The organism is Modestobacter sp. SYSU DS0904, assembly GCF_054051115.1.
The window spans coordinates 21301-36060 of sequence record NZ_JBJHAQ010000025.1; the positions used below are offsets into that span (position 1 = coordinate 21301).

Annotated in this window: 18 protein-coding genes; 9 read left to right on the forward strand and 9 right to left on the reverse strand. The window is 75.3% G+C overall.

The genetic code is table 11. From position 1 onward, the window contains the following. Positions 1-72 precede the first annotated feature (72 nt). On the reverse strand, positions 73-627 hold the full coding sequence (locus ACI79U_RS15320) for a sigma-70 family RNA polymerase sigma factor (protein WP_457070190.1): 555 nt from the start codon (positions 625-627) through the stop codon (positions 73-75). Positions 628-666: 39 nt separating this feature from the next. Between ACI79U_RS15320 and ACI79U_RS15325 the strand changes: the two genes are divergently transcribed. The 3 genes from ACI79U_RS15325 to ACI79U_RS15335 all read left to right on the forward strand — a co-directional run bounded on the left by ACI79U_RS15325 (position 667) and on the right by ACI79U_RS15335 (position 4822). Next, positions 667-1398 (forward strand): zf-HC2 domain-containing protein, encoded by a 732-nt coding sequence (locus ACI79U_RS15325; RefSeq protein WP_457070192.1) that lies wholly within the window; start codon positions 667-669, stop codon positions 1396-1398. A 156-nt stretch (positions 1399-1554) separates the two neighbouring features. Further along, positions 1555-2808, forward strand: coding sequence for an APC family permease (locus tag ACI79U_RS15330; RefSeq protein WP_457070194.1), 1254 nt, complete (start codon positions 1555-1557; stop codon positions 2806-2808). Between the two features lie 79 nt (positions 2809-2887). Then, positions 2888-4822, forward strand: coding sequence for an alpha/beta hydrolase (locus ACI79U_RS15335; protein ID WP_457070196.1), 1935 nt, complete (start codon positions 2888-2890; stop codon positions 4820-4822). 12 nt (positions 4823-4834) lie between these two features. Here ACI79U_RS15335 and ACI79U_RS15340 read toward each other — a convergent pair whose 3' ends face one another. After that, positions 4835-6049 carry an arginine deiminase gene (locus tag ACI79U_RS15340; RefSeq protein ID WP_457070198.1) on the reverse strand — a complete coding sequence of 405 codons (1215 nt, stop codon included), beginning with the start codon at positions 6047-6049 and terminating at the stop codon, positions 4835-4837. 75 nt (positions 6050-6124) lie between these two features. Here ACI79U_RS15340 and ACI79U_RS15345 point away from each other — a divergent pair, with 75 nt between their 5' ends. Both ACI79U_RS15345 and ACI79U_RS15350 read left to right on the forward strand, forming a co-directional pair. After that, a complete protein-coding gene (locus ACI79U_RS15345) occupies positions 6125-6379 on the forward strand; it encodes a hypothetical protein (protein ID WP_457070200.1) in 255 nt (84 codons plus the stop codon). 108 nt (positions 6380-6487) lie between these two features. Then, entirely contained in the window at positions 6488-6778 is a 291-nt protein-coding gene (locus ACI79U_RS15350) for a DUF1540 domain-containing protein (protein WP_457070202.1), read from the forward strand. 13 nt (positions 6779-6791) lie between these two features. On the opposite strand, the gene ACI79U_RS15355 is transcribed toward ACI79U_RS15350, so the two are convergent. Further along, positions 6792-7220, reverse strand: a complete 429-nt coding sequence (locus ACI79U_RS15355) for a hypothetical protein (protein WP_457070204.1) — start codon at positions 7218-7220, stop codon at positions 6792-6794. A 68-nt stretch (positions 7221-7288) separates the two neighbouring features. Further along, positions 7289-7630, reverse strand: a complete 342-nt coding sequence (locus ACI79U_RS15360) for an STAS domain-containing protein (RefSeq protein ID WP_457070206.1) — start codon at positions 7628-7630, stop codon at positions 7289-7291. 69 nt (positions 7631-7699) lie between these two features. Here ACI79U_RS15360 and ACI79U_RS15365 point away from each other — a divergent pair, with 69 nt between their 5' ends. From ACI79U_RS15365 to ACI79U_RS15375, 3 genes are read left to right on the forward strand one after another with little or no spacing between them, the layout of a single operon-like run. Then, a complete protein-coding gene (locus tag ACI79U_RS15365; protein WP_457070208.1) occupies positions 7700-7867 on the forward strand; it encodes a hypothetical protein in 168 nt (55 codons plus the stop codon). Between the two features lie 32 nt (positions 7868-7899). Beyond that, positions 7900-8490 carry a hypothetical protein gene (locus ACI79U_RS15370; RefSeq protein ID WP_457070210.1) on the forward strand — a complete coding sequence of 197 codons (591 nt, stop codon included), beginning with the start codon at positions 7900-7902 and terminating at the stop codon, positions 8488-8490. Positions 8491-8528: 38 nt separating this feature from the next. Next, positions 8529-9323 (forward strand): methyltransferase domain-containing protein, encoded by a 795-nt coding sequence (locus tag ACI79U_RS15375; RefSeq protein WP_457070212.1) that lies wholly within the window; start codon positions 8529-8531, stop codon positions 9321-9323. On the opposite strand, the gene ACI79U_RS15380 is transcribed toward ACI79U_RS15375, so the two are convergent. The 4 genes from ACI79U_RS15380 to ACI79U_RS15395 form a co-directional block, all read right to left on the reverse strand. Further along, positions 9310-9666, reverse strand: a complete 357-nt coding sequence (locus ACI79U_RS15380) for a TfoX/Sxy family protein (RefSeq protein ID WP_457070214.1) — start codon at positions 9664-9666, stop codon at positions 9310-9312. The two genes, ACI79U_RS15375 and ACI79U_RS15380, sit on opposite strands and share 14 nt — an antisense overlap. Before the next feature lie 29 nt (positions 9667-9695). After that, positions 9696-10943, reverse strand: a complete 1248-nt coding sequence (locus tag ACI79U_RS15385) for an MFS transporter (RefSeq protein WP_457070216.1) — start codon at positions 10941-10943, stop codon at positions 9696-9698. Between the two features lie 153 nt (positions 10944-11096). After that, a complete protein-coding gene (locus ACI79U_RS15390; protein WP_457070218.1) occupies positions 11097-12188 on the reverse strand; it encodes an FUSC family protein in 1092 nt (363 codons plus the stop codon). Positions 12189-12316: 128 nt separating this feature from the next. Further along, positions 12317-13075 (reverse strand): MerR family transcriptional regulator, encoded by a 759-nt coding sequence (locus ACI79U_RS15395; protein WP_457070220.1) that lies wholly within the window; start codon positions 13073-13075, stop codon positions 12317-12319. A 134-nt stretch (positions 13076-13209) separates the two neighbouring features. Between ACI79U_RS15395 and ACI79U_RS15400 the strand changes: the two genes are divergently transcribed. After that, positions 13210-14109 carry a haloalkane dehalogenase gene (locus tag ACI79U_RS15400; protein WP_457070222.1) on the forward strand — a complete coding sequence of 300 codons (900 nt, stop codon included), beginning with the start codon at positions 13210-13212 and terminating at the stop codon, positions 14107-14109. Between the two features lie 26 nt (positions 14110-14135). On the opposite strand, the gene ACI79U_RS15405 is transcribed toward ACI79U_RS15400, so the two are convergent. Then, positions 14136-14723 (reverse strand): GGDEF domain-containing protein, encoded by a 588-nt coding sequence (locus ACI79U_RS15405; RefSeq protein ID WP_457070224.1) that lies wholly within the window; start codon positions 14721-14723, stop codon positions 14136-14138. Positions 14724-14760 lie beyond the last annotated feature (37 nt).

Sequence of the window (14760 nt, forward strand, 5' to 3'; positions counted from 1 at the left end):
GACGTGGCCACTCGGGCGAACTCCGCGCCGAAGTGGCCACTTCGGCGCGGAGTTCGCCCGGTGCGCGCGAGGTCAGGAGGGGCGGCGGTGGCGGGGGTGGTCGGCGGCGACGAGCGCCTCGACCAGGTCGGCGCGCGCCCGGGCGACCCGGGAGCGGATGGTGCCCACCGGGCAGCCGACGACCTCCGCGGCCTCCGCGTAGGGCAGCCCGATCAGCTGGGTGAGCACGAACGCCTCGCGCCGCTCGGGATCGAGCCGGTCGAGCACGTCCTGCGCGGCGACCGTGCCGCCCACCACGTCGGTGGGGGCGTCGCGCACCAGGTCGCCCAGGTCGCTGTCGTCCTCGACCAGCACCAGCCGGCGGCGCTTCGTCGAGCGCAGGTGGTCGGCGCAGACCCGGCGGGCGATCGACAGCAGCCAGGTGCGCACGCTGGAGCGGCCCTCGAAGCGGGCCAGCGCCGGCAGCGCCCGCAGGTAGGTCTCCTGGGTGAGGTCCTCGGCGACCTGCCGGTCGGCCAGGTGGGCGCACAGCCGCCACACCTCGGCCTGCGTCTCGCGCACGAACGCCGCCTGCGCGGCGCCGTCGCCCGCGGCTGCCCGGGCCGCGAGCCGTTCCAGCTGCTCCACGACCACTCTCCGGGAACTCGGTGACTGCCGGCGACGACTATGCCAGTCGTGCGGTGCGATCCCTTTCGTGAGGCGGTCTCGGCGGGGCTGGACGGCGAGGACCCGGGCATGCCCCAGCCCTGGGTCGACGAGCACCTGGCCGGCTGCGCGGCGTGCCGCGGCTGGGCGGAGGCCGCCGCGGAGGTGACCCGCCGGGCCCGGCTGGTGCCCGCCGCCGCGGTCCCCGACGTGACGGCGGCGGTGCTCGGCCGGCTGCCGGCGGCCCGGGTGCGCCGGGGCTGGGTGGATGCCGCGCTGCGGCTGGCGCTGCTCGCCGTCGGCGCCGGGCAGCTGGCGGTGAGCCTGCCCGCGCTCCTCGGTGGTGGTGGCGGCGCCCCGGTGCACCTGACGCACGAGACCGGCGCCTGGAACCTGGGCCTGGCCGCCTGCTTCCTGGTGGTCGCCGCCCGGCCGCGGCTGGCCGCCGGCGCGCTGCCGTTCCTGCTCTCCTTCACCGCGGTGCTCGGGTGGGTGACCCTCGCCGACCTCGGCGCCGGGCACGTGCACCTGGCCCGGGCCGGGGCGCACCTGCTGCTGGTCGGCGGCGCCGTGCTGGTCAGCGCGCTGGCGCTGCGCGCCCGCACCCCCGGCCGCGGGCCGCTGGGTACCGTCCGCGAGTGGGCCGGCCGGCTGCCCACCCGGGCCGGTCGCGACGGCGTGGGGACGACGGTGCACCGCGCGCCCGTGCACGCCCTGCCGGCCGAGCCGGTGGCCGAGCAGCGCGCAGCCTGACGCGTGGGCCGCATGATCACCTCGGGCTGAGCGGGGCCGTGCCCGCCCGGTGGCCCCGCCGGACCCGAGTGATCACGGACGACCGCATCACCGGGCGTTCACCTGGCGTGCCTACGCTCCCGGGACCATGCGGGTGACCCGAAGCAAGGCCCGCCGGTGACCGGCGCCCTGGCCCGCCGGCTCGGCACCGGCGACGCCGTCGTCATCGGCCTGGGCTCGATGATCGGCGCGGGCGTCTTCGCCGCGTTCGCCCCGGCCGCGCAGGCCGCCGGCGCCGGGCTGCTGATCGGTCTGCTGCTCGCCGCCCTGGTCGCCTACGCCAACGCGACCGCCTCGGCCCAGCTCGCCGCCCAGTACCCCACGTCGGGCGGCACCTACGTCTACGGGCGGGAGCGGCTGGGGCCGTGGTGGGGGTTCCTCGCCGGTTGGGGCTTCGTCATCGGCAAGACGGCGAGCTGCGCGGCGATGGCGCTGACCTTCGCCGCCTACGCCGCGCCGGCCGGCTGGCAGCGCCCGGTGGCGGTGGTCGCCGTCGCCGCGCTGGCCGCGGTCAACTACCGCGGCGTCACCCGCACGGCCCGGCTCACCCGGGTGATCGTCACCGTGGTGCTCACCGCGCTGACCGTGGTGGTGCTGGCCAGCCTGGTCGGCGGGTCGCCGACCTGGGCGCGGGTCAGCCCGTGGGACGGCGCCAGCGGCGGCTGGTACGGCGTGCTCCAGTCGGCCGGGCTGCTGTTCTTCGCCTTCGCCGGCTACGCCCGGATCGCGACGATGGGGGAGGAGGTGCGCGACCCCGGGCGCACCATCCCGCGGGCGATCCAGCTGGCGCTGGGCCTGACGGTCGCGGTCTACGCCGTCGTCGCGGTCACCCTGCTCGCGGTGCTCGGCCCCGACGGCACGGCGGCGACGACGGCGCCGCTGGCGGCCGCGGTCGACGCGGGCAGCTGGTCCTGGGCCGCGCCGGTGGTCCGGATCGGCGGCGCGGCCGCCGCGCTGGGCGCCCTGCTCGCGCTGATCGCCGGCATCGGCCGCACCAGCCTGGCGATGGCCCGGCAGCGGGACCTGCCCGGCTGGCTGGCCGCCGTGCACCCGCGGTACGAGGTGCCGCACCGCGCGGAGGTGGCCCTGGCCGTCGTCGTCTGCGTGCTGGTGCTCACCGTCGACCTGCGCGGCGCCATCGGGTTCTCGTCCTTCGGGGTGCTGCTGTACTACCTGGTCGCCAACCTGTCGGCGTTCACGCAGGCGCCCTCGCACCGGCGCTTCCCGCGGGCGCTGCAGGTGTTCGGTGCGGTCGGCTGCGTCGTCCTGGTGGTCACGCTGCCGCCGAGCGCCGTCGCCGTCGGCGTGGCGGTGCTGGCGATCGGCGTCGCCGCCCGCTTGGCGGCGCGCTCGGGGAGCCGACCTGGTTGACTCCCCGTAGTGATCAACCGGCTGAGGCCGGTCCAGCCATCGAGTACCAGCCGGCCCTCGAAGCGCGGAGCGTGAGCACATGGATCGTCGTCGGGCGGCAGCGCCGCTCTCCCTCCTGCTCCTGCTGGCCGGGTGCACCGGCTCGGGGGAGGACGACGACGCCGCGGCGGCGACGTCGAGCTCCCCGGCCCGGGAGGTCGAGTGGGGGGCCTGCGAGTTCGACGTGCCCGCCGGGGTCGACATCGAGTGCGGCACGCTCGAGGTGCCGGCGGACCGGGACGACCCGGACTCGGGGACGATCAGCCTGGCCTTCGGCGTCGTCGGCGCGGCCGCCGACGACCCGGCCGAGGACCCGCTCGTCTACCTCTCCGGCGGGCCGGGCCAGGGCGCCCTGGAGTTCGTGCCCCTCGCCTTCGGGGAGCTGTACGAGCCGCTCGCCCAGGACCGGGACCTGGTCATCCTCGACCAGCGCGGGACCGGGTTGACCGAGCCGTCGCTGGCCTGCGAGGAGTACAGCTCCTGGGTGCGGGAGTCCCTGGGGTCGGAGGAGCCGGTCGAGGAGCTGGCGGCCCAGGCCAGCGCCTCGCTGGAGGAGTGCCGGCAGCGGCTGGTCGACGAGGGCATCGACTTCGACGACTACGACAGCGCGGCCTCCGCCGCCGACCTGGACGACCTGCGCCGGGCCCTGGGGCACGAGCAGTGGAACCTCTACGGGATCTCCTACGGCACCCGGCTGGCGCAGACCGCCATGCGCGACACCCCCGACGGCATCCGCGCGGTGGTGCTCGACGCCTCCTACCCGATCGACGCCGACCTCTACGAGGAGACGCCCGGCAACGCCGCGCGGGCGCTGGAGGCGCTGTTCGCCTCCTGCGCCGCCGACGCCGGGTGCGCCGAGCGGTACCCGGACCTCGAGCAGACCGTCACCGACCTCGCCGCGCAGCTGGACGCCGAACCCGTCCCGATCACGGTGCTCGACCAGACCACCGGCGAGCGGGTGGAGAGCCCGCTGGACGGCGCGGGGCTCATCGGCTTCCTGTTCCAGAGCATGTACTCGACCGAGCTGATCCCGTTCCTCCCGGAGATCGTCGACGCCGCGGACAACGGCGAGTTCGGCACGATCGGCCTGCTGCTGGGGGCCTTCACCCAGCAGCTGGACCTGGTCAGCGTCGGTCAGCAGCTGGCCGTGCAGTGCGAGGAGGAGGTCAGCTTCAGCGACCAGGACGCGGTGTCGGACGCGATCGCCGAGCACCCCCTGGTCGAGAGCTTCTTCGCCAGCACGCCCACGATGGGGCCGCGCATCTTCGAGGTGTGCGCCGACTGGGACGCCGGTGAGCCCGGTTCGGCGGAGAACGAGGCCTTGAGCAGCGATCTCCCCACCCTGGTGCTGGCCGGTGAGCTCGACCCGATCACCCCGCCGCGGTGGGGTGAGCAGCTGGCCGACGAGCTGGGCAGCAGCGTCTACGTCGAGTTCCCCTCCACCGGGCACGGCTCGGTGGGCGCGCACGAGTGCGCGGTGCAGCTGACCCGGGAGTTCCTCGCCGACCCCGACAGTGAACCGGACACCGCCTGCGTCGACGACGTCGAGACCCCCGCGTTCACCCCCGAGGGCGTGCAGGTCGAGATGACGGACTGGGAGAGCGAGGAGCTGGGCCTCTCCGGGGTCCGCCCGGACGGGTGGTCCGAGGTGCTGCCCGGCGCGTTCCAGCAGTCGCCGCTGATCTCGCTGGTGCAGCAGGTGGCGCCCGGGGCCACCGCCGACCAGGTGCTCCAGCAGCTGGCTGCCCAGTTGGGCACCGGTGAGCCCCTCGAACCGGTGGACCAGCTCGAGACGGCGTCCCTCACCTGGGACCTGTACCGGGTCGACGACCTCGGCCAGCGGGTCGACCTGGCCCTGGCCGGGACCCCGGAGGGCCTCGCCGTGGTGCAGCTGACCGCGAGCCCGGAGCGCAGCGACGTCTACCGGGAGCAGGTCTTCCTCCCGGCCGTCGAGGCGTTCGACCCGGGGGCCTGACCGGCGCCCGGACTACGCGGGGAGCGGGTCGCGGAGCACCGGGCAGGACATGCACCGGGGGCCGCCGCGGCCGCTGCCCAGCTCCGACCCGGCGATCGCGATCACCTCGATGCCGGCCTTCTCCAGCGCCGCGTTGGTGACCGTGTTCCGCTCGTAGGCCACCGCCAGCCGCGGAGCCAGCGCCAGGGTGTTGTTGCCGTCGTCCCACTGCTCGCGTTCGGCGGTGATCGGGTCGAGCCCGGTGTCGATCACCCGCAGCCGGTCGATCCCCATCGCCTGCGCGGCGGCGATCAGGAACGGCTGCGGGCCCTGCACCGTCAGCTCGGTCGTGTCGGGTGACTCGTCGCCGGCGGTGACCGTCCAGGCCTGCAGGTGGTCGGCGACCGCCGGGTACATGACCATCGCGTCGACGTCGACCATCGTGGCGATGGTGTCCAGGTGCATGGTGGCCCGTTCCTGGGCGATCGGGACGACGAGCACGGTGTGCGCCAGCCCCCGGGCGAACACCCGCCGGGCCAGCCGCTCCGCCCCGCCCGGCGTCGTCCGCTCCCCGACGCCGACGGCCACCACCCCGGGGGCGAGCAGCAGCACGTCGCCGCCCTCCAGGTGCTCCAGGTGCGCGCCGTAGAGCTGCTCGGCCCCGGCGAAGCGCGGGTGGTGGGCGTACAGCGCCGCGGTCAGCGCGCTCTCCCGCGCCCGGGCCGGCATCGCCAGCGAGGTCACCGCCACCTGCCCGCCGACCCAGACCGAGGAGTCGCGGGTGAACATCAGGTTGGGCAGCGGCGGGACGACGAAGTCCCCGGGGCTCATCAGCTGGTAGGTCAGACCGCGGCCGCCGCGCAGCTCGTCGTGCGCCACCCCGGCGATCAGCGCCTGCGCCAGGTCGTCCGGCGCCAGCCCGGCCAGGTGCGCGGTGGTCGCGTGCTGCAGGGTGGCGCCCAGCCGCGGGTCGTCGACGGCGGCCGCGATCACCTCCGCGCGCGCCGCGGGCAGCGCCATCACCTCGGTGAGCAGCCGGTGCAGGTGCAGCACCTCCACCCCGCGCTCGGTCAGCGCGGCGGCGAACGCGTCGTGCTCCTCCTGCGCGCGCGCCACCCACGGCACACCGTCGAACAGCAGCTCGTCGTTGTTGCGCGGGGTGAGCCGGCGCAGCTCTGCGCCCGGGCGGTGCAGCAGCACGGTGCGCAGCCGGCCGACCTCGCTGGTCACCGAGCAGGGAGCGGTCATGCCCCGAGCCTCGCCGATCGGTGCGCCCCGAGCCAGCCCGGAACGGGTGAACCCCGACCGTGGTCCACTACGGGCGTGACGCCGGTCGACCCACCCCCACCGCCGCCCACCCCCGGCGGCCAGCCGCGCTGGCTGGTCGTGCTGCTCGCCGCGGGGCTGTCCCTGCTCGTGGGCGCGGTGCTGCTGCTCGTGCTCCAGCTGGTGGGGATCGACCAGATCGGGCTGCTCGGGTTGCTGCTGGTGCTGATCGCGGCCGCCGTCGCCGGGGGCTACGCCACCCGAGCGGTCGCCACCCGGCTGCCGCCGATGGGCCGGGGCCCGCGCGGCTGACCGGCGTGTCGCGCGGTTGCAGCAAATGCGCTGGTCAGGCGCGTGCGCGCAGCTCAGGGCAGCCTCTCCTGGCTGGCGGGTGCGCCGGGGTGGTGCCAGCCTGGAGGCATGACCCAGATGCTGGACATGCCCCAGGTGCAGGACTGCTCGGTCGACAGCTGTTCGTACAACGCCGAGCACACCTGCCACGCCGGCGCCATCACCGTCGGCGGCGACCACGCCCACTGCGGCACCTTCGTGGAGATCTCGTTCCGCGCAGGGCTCGAGCGCACCGGCGTCGTCGGCGCCTGCCACCGCTCGGACTGCGTGCACAACGAGGCCCTGGAGTGCCGGGCGTCCGCCGTGCAGGTCGGCTCGGGCGCCGACGCGGCCGACTGCCTCACCTACAAGACGAGCTGACCACCGGCTGAGCTCAGCCGGCCAGCTGCTCCAGCTGGCCGACGTCGGGCAGCTGCTCGACGGTCAGCGCCGGCGTGCGCAGCAGCCCGTCGGCCACCGACAGCGCCGCGACCGGGTCGCCGTCGTCCACCAGGACGGCACGCCCGGCGCTCGCGACTCCCCGCAGGGCGGCGAGCACCGCGTGCCGGTCGCCCGCGGCCAGGCCGTCGGTCAGGTGGTCGACCAGGACGACGGACGCCGTACCGGTGCGCGCCTGCTCGACGGCGTTCAGCCGCTGCTGCACGTCATCACCGGGGGCGGCGGTCAGCCGAAGCACCGGCAGGGACGCGTGCCCGCCGGCGCAGCGGGCGCTGCCCGGGTCGAGGGCGGCCATGGTGGCCGCCCGTGCGCGCACCGGGCCGAGCAGCACCGTGACACCGCCGACCGGAAGTCGCAGACCCATCGAAACCCACCTCACGTCGAGTGAGGCGAGGCTAACCTGACCGGGCGGCCGCGCGCCAGCGGCGCGGCTCAGGCGGGCGCGGCCCGGCCGTCGGAGCCCGGCAGCAGCCAGGAAAGCCCGGCGCGCTCCAGGGGTGGGCGCAGCCGGTCGGGCAGGTGCAGCAGCTCCAGTTCGGCGCCCCGGCGGCGCGGCTTGCGGGCCAGGTGCACCAGCAGCTCCAGCCCGGCCGCCTCCAGGGTGGTCGCGGCCTCGAGGTCGACCCGTTCCGGCCAGGACGACGGGGGGACCTCGCGGCGGAACCGGCGCACGGTCTCCCGGTCGATGTCGCCGCTGAAACGCAGCAGCGGGCCGGAGTCGTCCGCCGCCAGGACGACGGCACCCGATCCGCTGGGATCGGCGCCGGTGGTCATGTCGAACTGGGTACCCGCTCATCCCGGCTGAAACGTGGCCGGGAGCGAACCCGCAGGTCAGCCCGGCACATGTCATTCGACACCGGCCCGGTGGTGGCGGGGCGCCCGGAGGTGGTGGGGGAGCTGGGGTTCCCGGGGCGGGCGGCGGTGACCGTCCGGGGTCGGCCTGCCGATGAAGTTGCAGAGCGCGCCGACTTCCCCGGCGCGGTCGTCGAGCACTGGGGGTCTCTGGCGTGACTGCGTCGAACGGGCGACAGCCCAGGACAGCGGTGGGGCGGGGTGCCGATGCCGCCTGGTGGCTGGTCGACGAGGACGGCGTCGTCCTGGCCGGACCGTTCCCCAGCCAGTTGGACGCCGCCGTCGCCGGGCTGACCGCCGACGGCTGGTTCACCGAGCCCGGCTACGGCTCGTGCCGGCCCGACGGGACGCTGTCGCGGCAGTTCTCCCCCGAGGACCGCACCTGGCTGGCACACCTCTCCGCGCAGCTGGACCGGCTGGCCGACGACTGGGATCCGCTGATCTCCGACGCCGACCCGCTCACCGGCCTGGTCTGCGAGATCGCCGCCGCGGTCGCTGAGGCCGGCCTGTCGCTGCACGACTGCGGCGGCCGGACGGCGGGCCGGGCGCTGGGCGGGGTGTGCCTGACCCCGAGTCCCGAGCGGGACGGCGTGGTCGTCTCCTGGACCCAGCACGACCGGACGACCGTGGGCCGGGTGCGCGGCCCGGAGACCGACGCCGCGGTGCAGGAGACGATGAACGCCGCGGTCGCCGGGGTGCTCTCCGCCTCGGGGTTCCTGGTCGAGGAGTTCGGGGCGGTGGCCGTCGTCCGGGCTGCGGACAATCCCACGGCTTGCGAATGACATCCCACTGACTGGACCGGGTGCGGCATCCTGCGCTGGTGGACACCTACACGCACGGGCACGCCGAACCTGTCCTGCAGTCGCACCGCTGGCGCACGGCGGAGAACTCCGCCGGGTACCTGCTGGCTGAGCTGCGGCCCGGGCTCGACCTGCTCGACGTGGGTTGCGGCCCGGGCACGATCACCGTCGATCTGGCGGCCCGGGTGGCACCGGGGCGCGTCGTCGGCCTGGACGTCGCGCCCGCACCCCTGGCCGAGGCCCGCGAGCTCGCCGCCCGGGCCGGCGTGGCGGTCGAGTTCGCCGTCGGCTCCGGCTACGCGCTCGCGTTCGACGACGACTCCTTCGACGTGGTGCACGCCCACCAGGTGCTGCAGCACCTGACCGACCCGGTGGCGGCGCTGCGCGAGCTGGCCCGGGTGTGCCGGCCCGGGGGAGTGGTCGCCGTCCGGGACGTCGACTACGCGGCCACCACCTGGTTCCCCGCCTCTCCGGGGCTGGACCGGTGGCTGGCGCTCTACGGGCAGGTGGCCCGGCGCAACGACGCCGAGCCCGACGCCGGGCGGCGGCTGCTGTCCTGGGCGCACGCCGCCGGGCTGCGCGACGTCACCGCCACGACCTCCGCCTGGTGCTTCGCAGCCCCCGCCGAGCGGGAGTGGTGGGGCACGTCGTGGGCCGGGCGGGCGACGACGTCGGCGTTCGCCGAGCAGGCGCTGGCCCACGGGCTGGCCACCCCGGCCGAGCTGCAGGAGATCGCCGACGCATGGCTGGCCTGGGCCGCGGCCGACGACGGCTGGCTCGGCATGCTGCACGGCGAGCTGCTCATCCGCGTCTAGCCGACCCGGCCCGGCGGGGCGGCTGGCTGCGGGCGACGTCCCGGCCGGTGGCGACCCAGCGGCGCAGCGCGTCCTCGTCGTCCAGTACATCGGCCCGCACCAGCAGCCAGCCGTCCAGCTCCCGGCCGCGCATCACCATCCGGGCCACGCCGTCGGCTGCGGTGAGCTCGTCGGCGCGCGCCGGGTCGCTGCGCACCATCAGCCCGTCCTGCCCGGCCACGGCCACGGCCATCGCGCCGTCGACCAGGAACGCCAGCCCGCCGAACATCGCCTTCTCCGTCACGCCCCGGTCGGTGGACAAAGCCGCCCGCACCCGGTCGGCCAGGTCCTGGTCGTAGCTCACCCGGGCAGCATGCCGGGTGCGCGCCGTCCTCAGGCGGCTGCCGGCACCGGCTGTTCGTCGGCGTGCGCGACGTGCCGGAGCGAGCGCCAGATGAGCACCACGAACACCGCCGACCCGGTGAAGGCGAACCAGAACGGGGCGGTCAGGCCCCAGTGCTGGGCGAGCAGGCCGCCGATGCCCGAGCCGACCACCAGCCCGCCGTAGACGCCCACCACGTTGACGCTGCCCACCCGCCCCTGCAGCGCCTGCGGGACCGCCCGCTGCCGCACGGCGACCGACGTCGTCCCCCAGATGAAGGCGTGCGCGCCGAAGACGAAGAAGACCGGCAGGGCGACCCACGGGCTGGCGGTGAGGGCCAGCGCCAGGTGGGTGAGCGTCTCGACCACCAGGCCGACCCGCATGAGGTCGCCCAGGCTCACCCGGCGGGTGATCCACCCGTAGGTCAGGCCGCCGACGATGCCGCCGACGGCGCTCACCGTGGTGACCAGCCCGAAGCCGATGGCGCCCAGCCCGAGCCGCTCCGTGGCGTACAGCACCAGCACCGACCAGGCGGCGCCGAAGGTCACGTTGAAGATCGTGATGGTCAGCACCAGGGTGCGGACGGCGGCGTGGTGCCGCACCCAGCGCAGCCCCTCGGCGATGTCCCGCCGCATCGCCGGCCGCCGGCCTGTGCGCGGCTCGCGGGCGGGCAGCACGACGCGGGTGATCAGCACCGCCCCGAGCGCGATGACCACCGCCTGGGCGCCCAGCGCCCAGGCCGCGCCGACGGTGAACAGGGCGGCGCCCAGCGGCGGGCCGGCGAGCTGGTTGACGGTGATGAAGCCGGTCTGCAGCCGCGAGTTGGCCACGGCCAGGTCGTCGCGGGCGACCAGGAACGGCACCAGCGTCTGCGAGCTGTTGTCGGCGAACACCTCGGCGATGGCCAGCACGAAGAGCGCGGCGAGCACCGCGGCGATGGACACCCGGTCGGTGGCCACCGCCAGGGTCAGCACGCCGAGCACGGCGGCGCGGGCCAGGTCGACGGTGAGCACGATGAGCCGCCGGTCCAGCCGGTCGGCCAGCGCCCCGGCGAGCAGGCCGAACAGCAGCGGCGGCAGCCACTGCACGGTCGCGGCGAGGGCGACCAGGAACGGGTCCTCGGTGAGTGCGGCGACCAGCAGCGGCCCGGCGGCCAGCGCGATCCCGTCGCCGAGGTTCGTCGTCCAGGACGAGGCGAGCAGCCAGCGGTAGCTGCTGCCGAGCCGCGCCGGGACGAGGGCCTCACCGATGCGGCTCATGAGGACCGGACCTTAGCCGTGCTCAGGGGCGGCGTCGTCCCGTTCCGCCGACGGCGGACGTTCCACGTGCAACCGCCGGCCGTTCTCGCCGAAGTGGCCACTTCGGCGCCCCCTCGTGTCGCCGAAGTGGCCACTTCGGCGAACGAGGGTGGGTCAGGCGGGCTGGGGGAAGCGGACGTGCGCCTCCAGCGTCGCCAGCGAGCGGTGCATCCCGATCGTCACCGCGGCCAGGGCGAAGAAGCCCTCGTCATCGCCGATCTCCGAGGCGCGCAGCAGCGCGGTCAGCCGTTCGGCGGCCGCCAGCGCCGTCGCGATGGCCGCGTCCCGGTCGTCCGGCTCGGTGTCCGTGGCGTGGAAGGGGATCAGGACGACGCCGGCCAGGCCGTCCAGCGCATCGGCGAGCACCCAGCCGGTGCCGTCGTCCACCCGGTCCAGCCCGCGCCGGTGCGGCTGGAACTCCACCACCAGCGTGGTCAGGTCGTCGATCAGGACGGCGACCCGGTCCAGCGCACGCGACTGCTCGCGGATGCTGGTCGCCGTGCCCCGCCAGCGCCGCGCCCGGGGGTTGGCCCGTCGCGCGCGCTCGACCATCGACTCGGCGGAGCGCATCCGGTCCAGGGCGTGGTCCAGCTCCTCCCCGCGGGCCTCCCACTCGCCGAGCTCGGGCACCTGCCCGCTGCGCAGCGACGTCGCGATCGTCTCCAGGTGCTCGGCGAGCAGGGTCCGGGTGCGGGCGATCCGCTGCTCGGCGGTGGTCAGCTGCAGCGGGGGGAACAGCAGGCTGGTCACCAGCACGCCGATCGCGGCGCCCAGCAGCGTCAGCCCGGCGTAGCGCAGCGCGTACTCGGCCGGGTCCGACGTCCCGACGGTGAGCATGAGGACGGCGGCGAAGCTCACCCAGCTGGCCTGCTCGCGGAACAGCCACCGCCACTGCTCGACCACGATCGCCAGCGCGACGATCAGCGCGATGGTGAGCGCGTTGGAGACCCCGCGGGTCGCCTCGAACAGCGTCACGGCGAGGGCGAAGCCGACCAGGATCGCCACGATGCTGCGCCACGCCGCCGACGCCGAGTCCGCCACCGTGGGGCTGACCGCGATGACCGCACCGAGCGGGGCGTAGTAGGCGTAGGCGGACAGCGACGGCGGCAGCAGCAGCGCGGCCTGCCACGACAAGCCCGCGGCCAGCGCCGCCCGTACCGCCCGCTGCACCCACGGCTGCTGCAGCCGCGCGATCACCCACCCCACCCGGTCAGCATGCGGCCTGCCTGCCGCCCGGCGGCAGCAGGGGGAACGTGACGTCGCTCGCCCGGGTCAACCCGCCCTGCCGGAGGTGGAGCCGCGCCGTGACCCGGCTCCACCTCTGGCCGGCTGGCTCAGCCCTGGCGGGCGGCGTTGGCCTGGACGGCGGTGCTCACGTACTGCGCCATGCCCGGGGCGATTCGCTCGTAGTGGGCGGCGAACCGCTCGTCGGCGACGTACATCTCGCCGAGGCAGCCGTGCAGCTCGGGCGAGCAGTCGTAGAACCACCGGCTGATGTGCTGCCGGTGCTCCTCGGCGACGTCCATCGCCTCCGGGGAGTCGGCCGGGACCCCCGCGGCCAGCGCACCGGCGAACCGGCGCTCCACGTCGTCGGTCTCGGCCTTGACCCGCAGCCAGTCGTCCTTGGACATCGCCGCGGTCCGCCGCTGCGACTGGGCCCACGCCTCCGAGTCGCCCCACTTCTCCTCGGCCTCGGCGGCGTACTCCTCCGGGAGCCAGTCGCCGAACACCTCGAACCGTTCCTCCGGGGTCAGGGAGATCCCCATCTGTCGTGCCTCCATCTCCTTCTCCACGGCCGCGACCATCGCCTGGGTGCGCTCGACCCGGTCCCGCAGCAGCCGGTGCTGCCGGCGCAGGTGCGCCGCGGGGTCGGCCTCGGGGTCGTCCAGCAGGGTCGCGACCTCCTCGAGGGGGAACCCGAGCTCGCGGTAGACCAGCACCTGCTGCAGCCGGTCCAGGTCGTGGGCGTCGTAGCTGCGGTAGCCCGCCGACGTCCGCTCGCTGGGCCGGACCAGCCCGATCCGGTCGTAGTGGTGCAGCGTGCGCACCGTGACGCCGGCCAGCCGGGCCAGCTCACCCACCGTGTAGCTCATCGCCCCTCCTCTCTCGTTGACGGGGACCACGGAACAGCCTGACGCAGCGTCAGGCGCAAGCCCCGGGACCGAAGTGGCCACTTTGGTGCCGGGGAGGGGGTTGGGACGGCGGCCGACCGGGGAGCACCGGGGGCATGGCCGACGACGCTCGCACGCCCGTGTCCGCCGACGACCCGTTCCCGCGCTCCCGGGTGCGGGTCGGCGACCACGAGATGGCCTACGTCGACGTGGGGGAGGGCGACCCCATCGTCTTCCTGCACGGCAACCCGACGTCGTCCTACCTGTGGCGCAACGTCATCCCGCACGTGCGGCACCTGGGCCGCTGCCTCGCCCCCGACCTGATCGGCATGGGCGAGTCGGACAAGCTGCCCGACCCCGGGCCGGGCAGCTACTCCTTCGACCGGCACGCGCAGTTCCTGGCCGGGTTCCTGGACGCGGTCGGCGTCACCGAGCGGGTCACCCTGGTGCTGCACGACTGGGGCTCGGGGCTGGGCTTCGACTGGGCCGCCCAGCACCCCGACGCGGTGCGTGGCATCGCCTTCACCGAGGCGATCGTCACCCCGATGATCTGGGCCGACTGGCCGCGGGCGGCCAAGCCGGTGTTCCAGGCGATGCGCGGGGCGGACGGGGAGCGCAAGGTGCTCGACCAGAACGTGTTCGTGGAGAAGATCCTGCCGGCCGAGGTGCGGCGCGGGCTGTCCGCGGAGGCGCACGACCGGTACCGGGCGCCGTTCCGTGAGCGCGCCGACCGCTGGCCGACGCTGGAGTGGCCGCGGCAGATCCCGATCGAGCACGTGCCGCCGGGCGTGCACGACGTCGTCGACCGCTACGGCCAGTGGCTGGCGCACAGCGACGTCCCCAAGCTGTTCGTCAACGCCGAGCCGGGATCGATCCTGGTCGGCCGCCAACGCACGAGGGTGCGGCGCTGGCCGGCGCTCACCGAGGTGACCGTGCCCGGCGGGCACTTCGTGCCCGAGGACTCCCCGGACGAGATCGGCCGCGCGCTGGCGGAGTGGATCCCGACCCTGCGCTGACCGGCCCGCTGGGGAGGGACGGCGGGTCAGCCGTGCCGGCCGCTGCCCTGGCGCTCGTGCCGGATCTGGGTCATCGCCTCGTTGGCCGAGGCGATCAGCGACTCGGGGGTCGACGCCCGGCCGGACAGCGCCACCCCGACGCTGAGCCGGATCCGGTGGCTGACCCCGGGGGTCGGCTGAAGCGGTGCGTCGAAGGCGTCGGCGACCCGGCGGGCGATCCCCTCGGCGTCGGCGGGGTCGGTGATGCCGGGGCACAGCAGCACGAAGGTCTGGGCGCTGATCCGGGCGACGACGTCGCCCTGCCGGACGGCGGAGACCAGCCGGCCGGCGGCCTCGGCGCGCGCGGCGTCGGCGGTCAGGCGGCCGTGGATGTCCTCCACGGCGGTGATGCCGTCGAGGTTGCAGGAGACCACCGCGAGCCGGCCGGTGTCCGGCCCGGCGGCGGCGAGCGCGAGCTCCAGCCGGTCGATGAGCAGGCTGCGCACCGGCAGCCCGGTGAGCGGGTCGGGGACCGTCCGCTGCCGGAGGCGCTGCGCGAACTGCCGCTGCGCGGCCACGACGGCGGCCGTCTGCACCAGCACGTCCTGCGACTGCTCGAGGCGGATGGTCTCCATGGTCGGTGCTCCCGTTCGCTCGGCGGCCGTACCTCGG

Bases quoted from the DNA above. Each gene is read 5' to 3' on its own strand.
- ACI79U_RS15335 (WP_457070196.1), top strand. From the start codon at position 2,888: ATGGATCGTCGTCGGGCGGCAGCGCCGCTCTCCCTCCTGCTCCTGCTG.
- ACI79U_RS15325 (WP_457070192.1), top strand. From the start codon at position 667: ATGCCAGTCGTGCGGTGCGATCCCTTTCGTGAGGCGGTCTCGGCGGGG.
- ACI79U_RS15340 (WP_457070198.1), bottom strand. From the start codon at position 6,049: ATGACCGCTCCCTGCTCGGTGACCAGCGAGGTCGGCCGGCTGCGCACC.
- ACI79U_RS15385 (WP_457070216.1), bottom strand. From the start codon at position 10,943: ATGAGCCGCATCGGTGAGGCCCTCGTCCCGGCGCGGCTCGGCAGCAGC.
- ACI79U_RS15405 (WP_457070224.1), bottom strand. From the start codon at position 14,723: ATGGAGACCATCCGCCTCGAGCAGTCGCAGGACGTGCTGGTGCAGACG.
- ACI79U_RS15360 (WP_457070206.1), bottom strand. From the start codon at position 7,630: ATGACCACCGGCGCCGATCCCAGCGGATCGGGTGCCGTCGTCCTGGCG.
- ACI79U_RS15400 (WP_457070222.1), top strand. From the start codon at position 13,210: ATGGCCGACGACGCTCGCACGCCCGTGTCCGCCGACGACCCGTTCCCG.
- ACI79U_RS15355 (WP_457070204.1), bottom strand. From the start codon at position 7,220: ATGGGTCTGCGACTTCCGGTCGGCGGTGTCACGGTGCTGCTCGGCCCG.
- ACI79U_RS15395 (WP_457070220.1), bottom strand. From the start codon at position 13,075: ATGAGCTACACGGTGGGTGAGCTGGCCCGGCTGGCCGGCGTCACGGTG.
- ACI79U_RS15350 (WP_457070202.1), top strand. From the start codon at position 6,488: ATGACCCAGATGCTGGACATGCCCCAGGTGCAGGACTGCTCGGTCGAC.
- ACI79U_RS15365 (WP_457070208.1), top strand. From the start codon at position 7,700: ATGTCATTCGACACCGGCCCGGTGGTGGCGGGGCGCCCGGAGGTGGTG.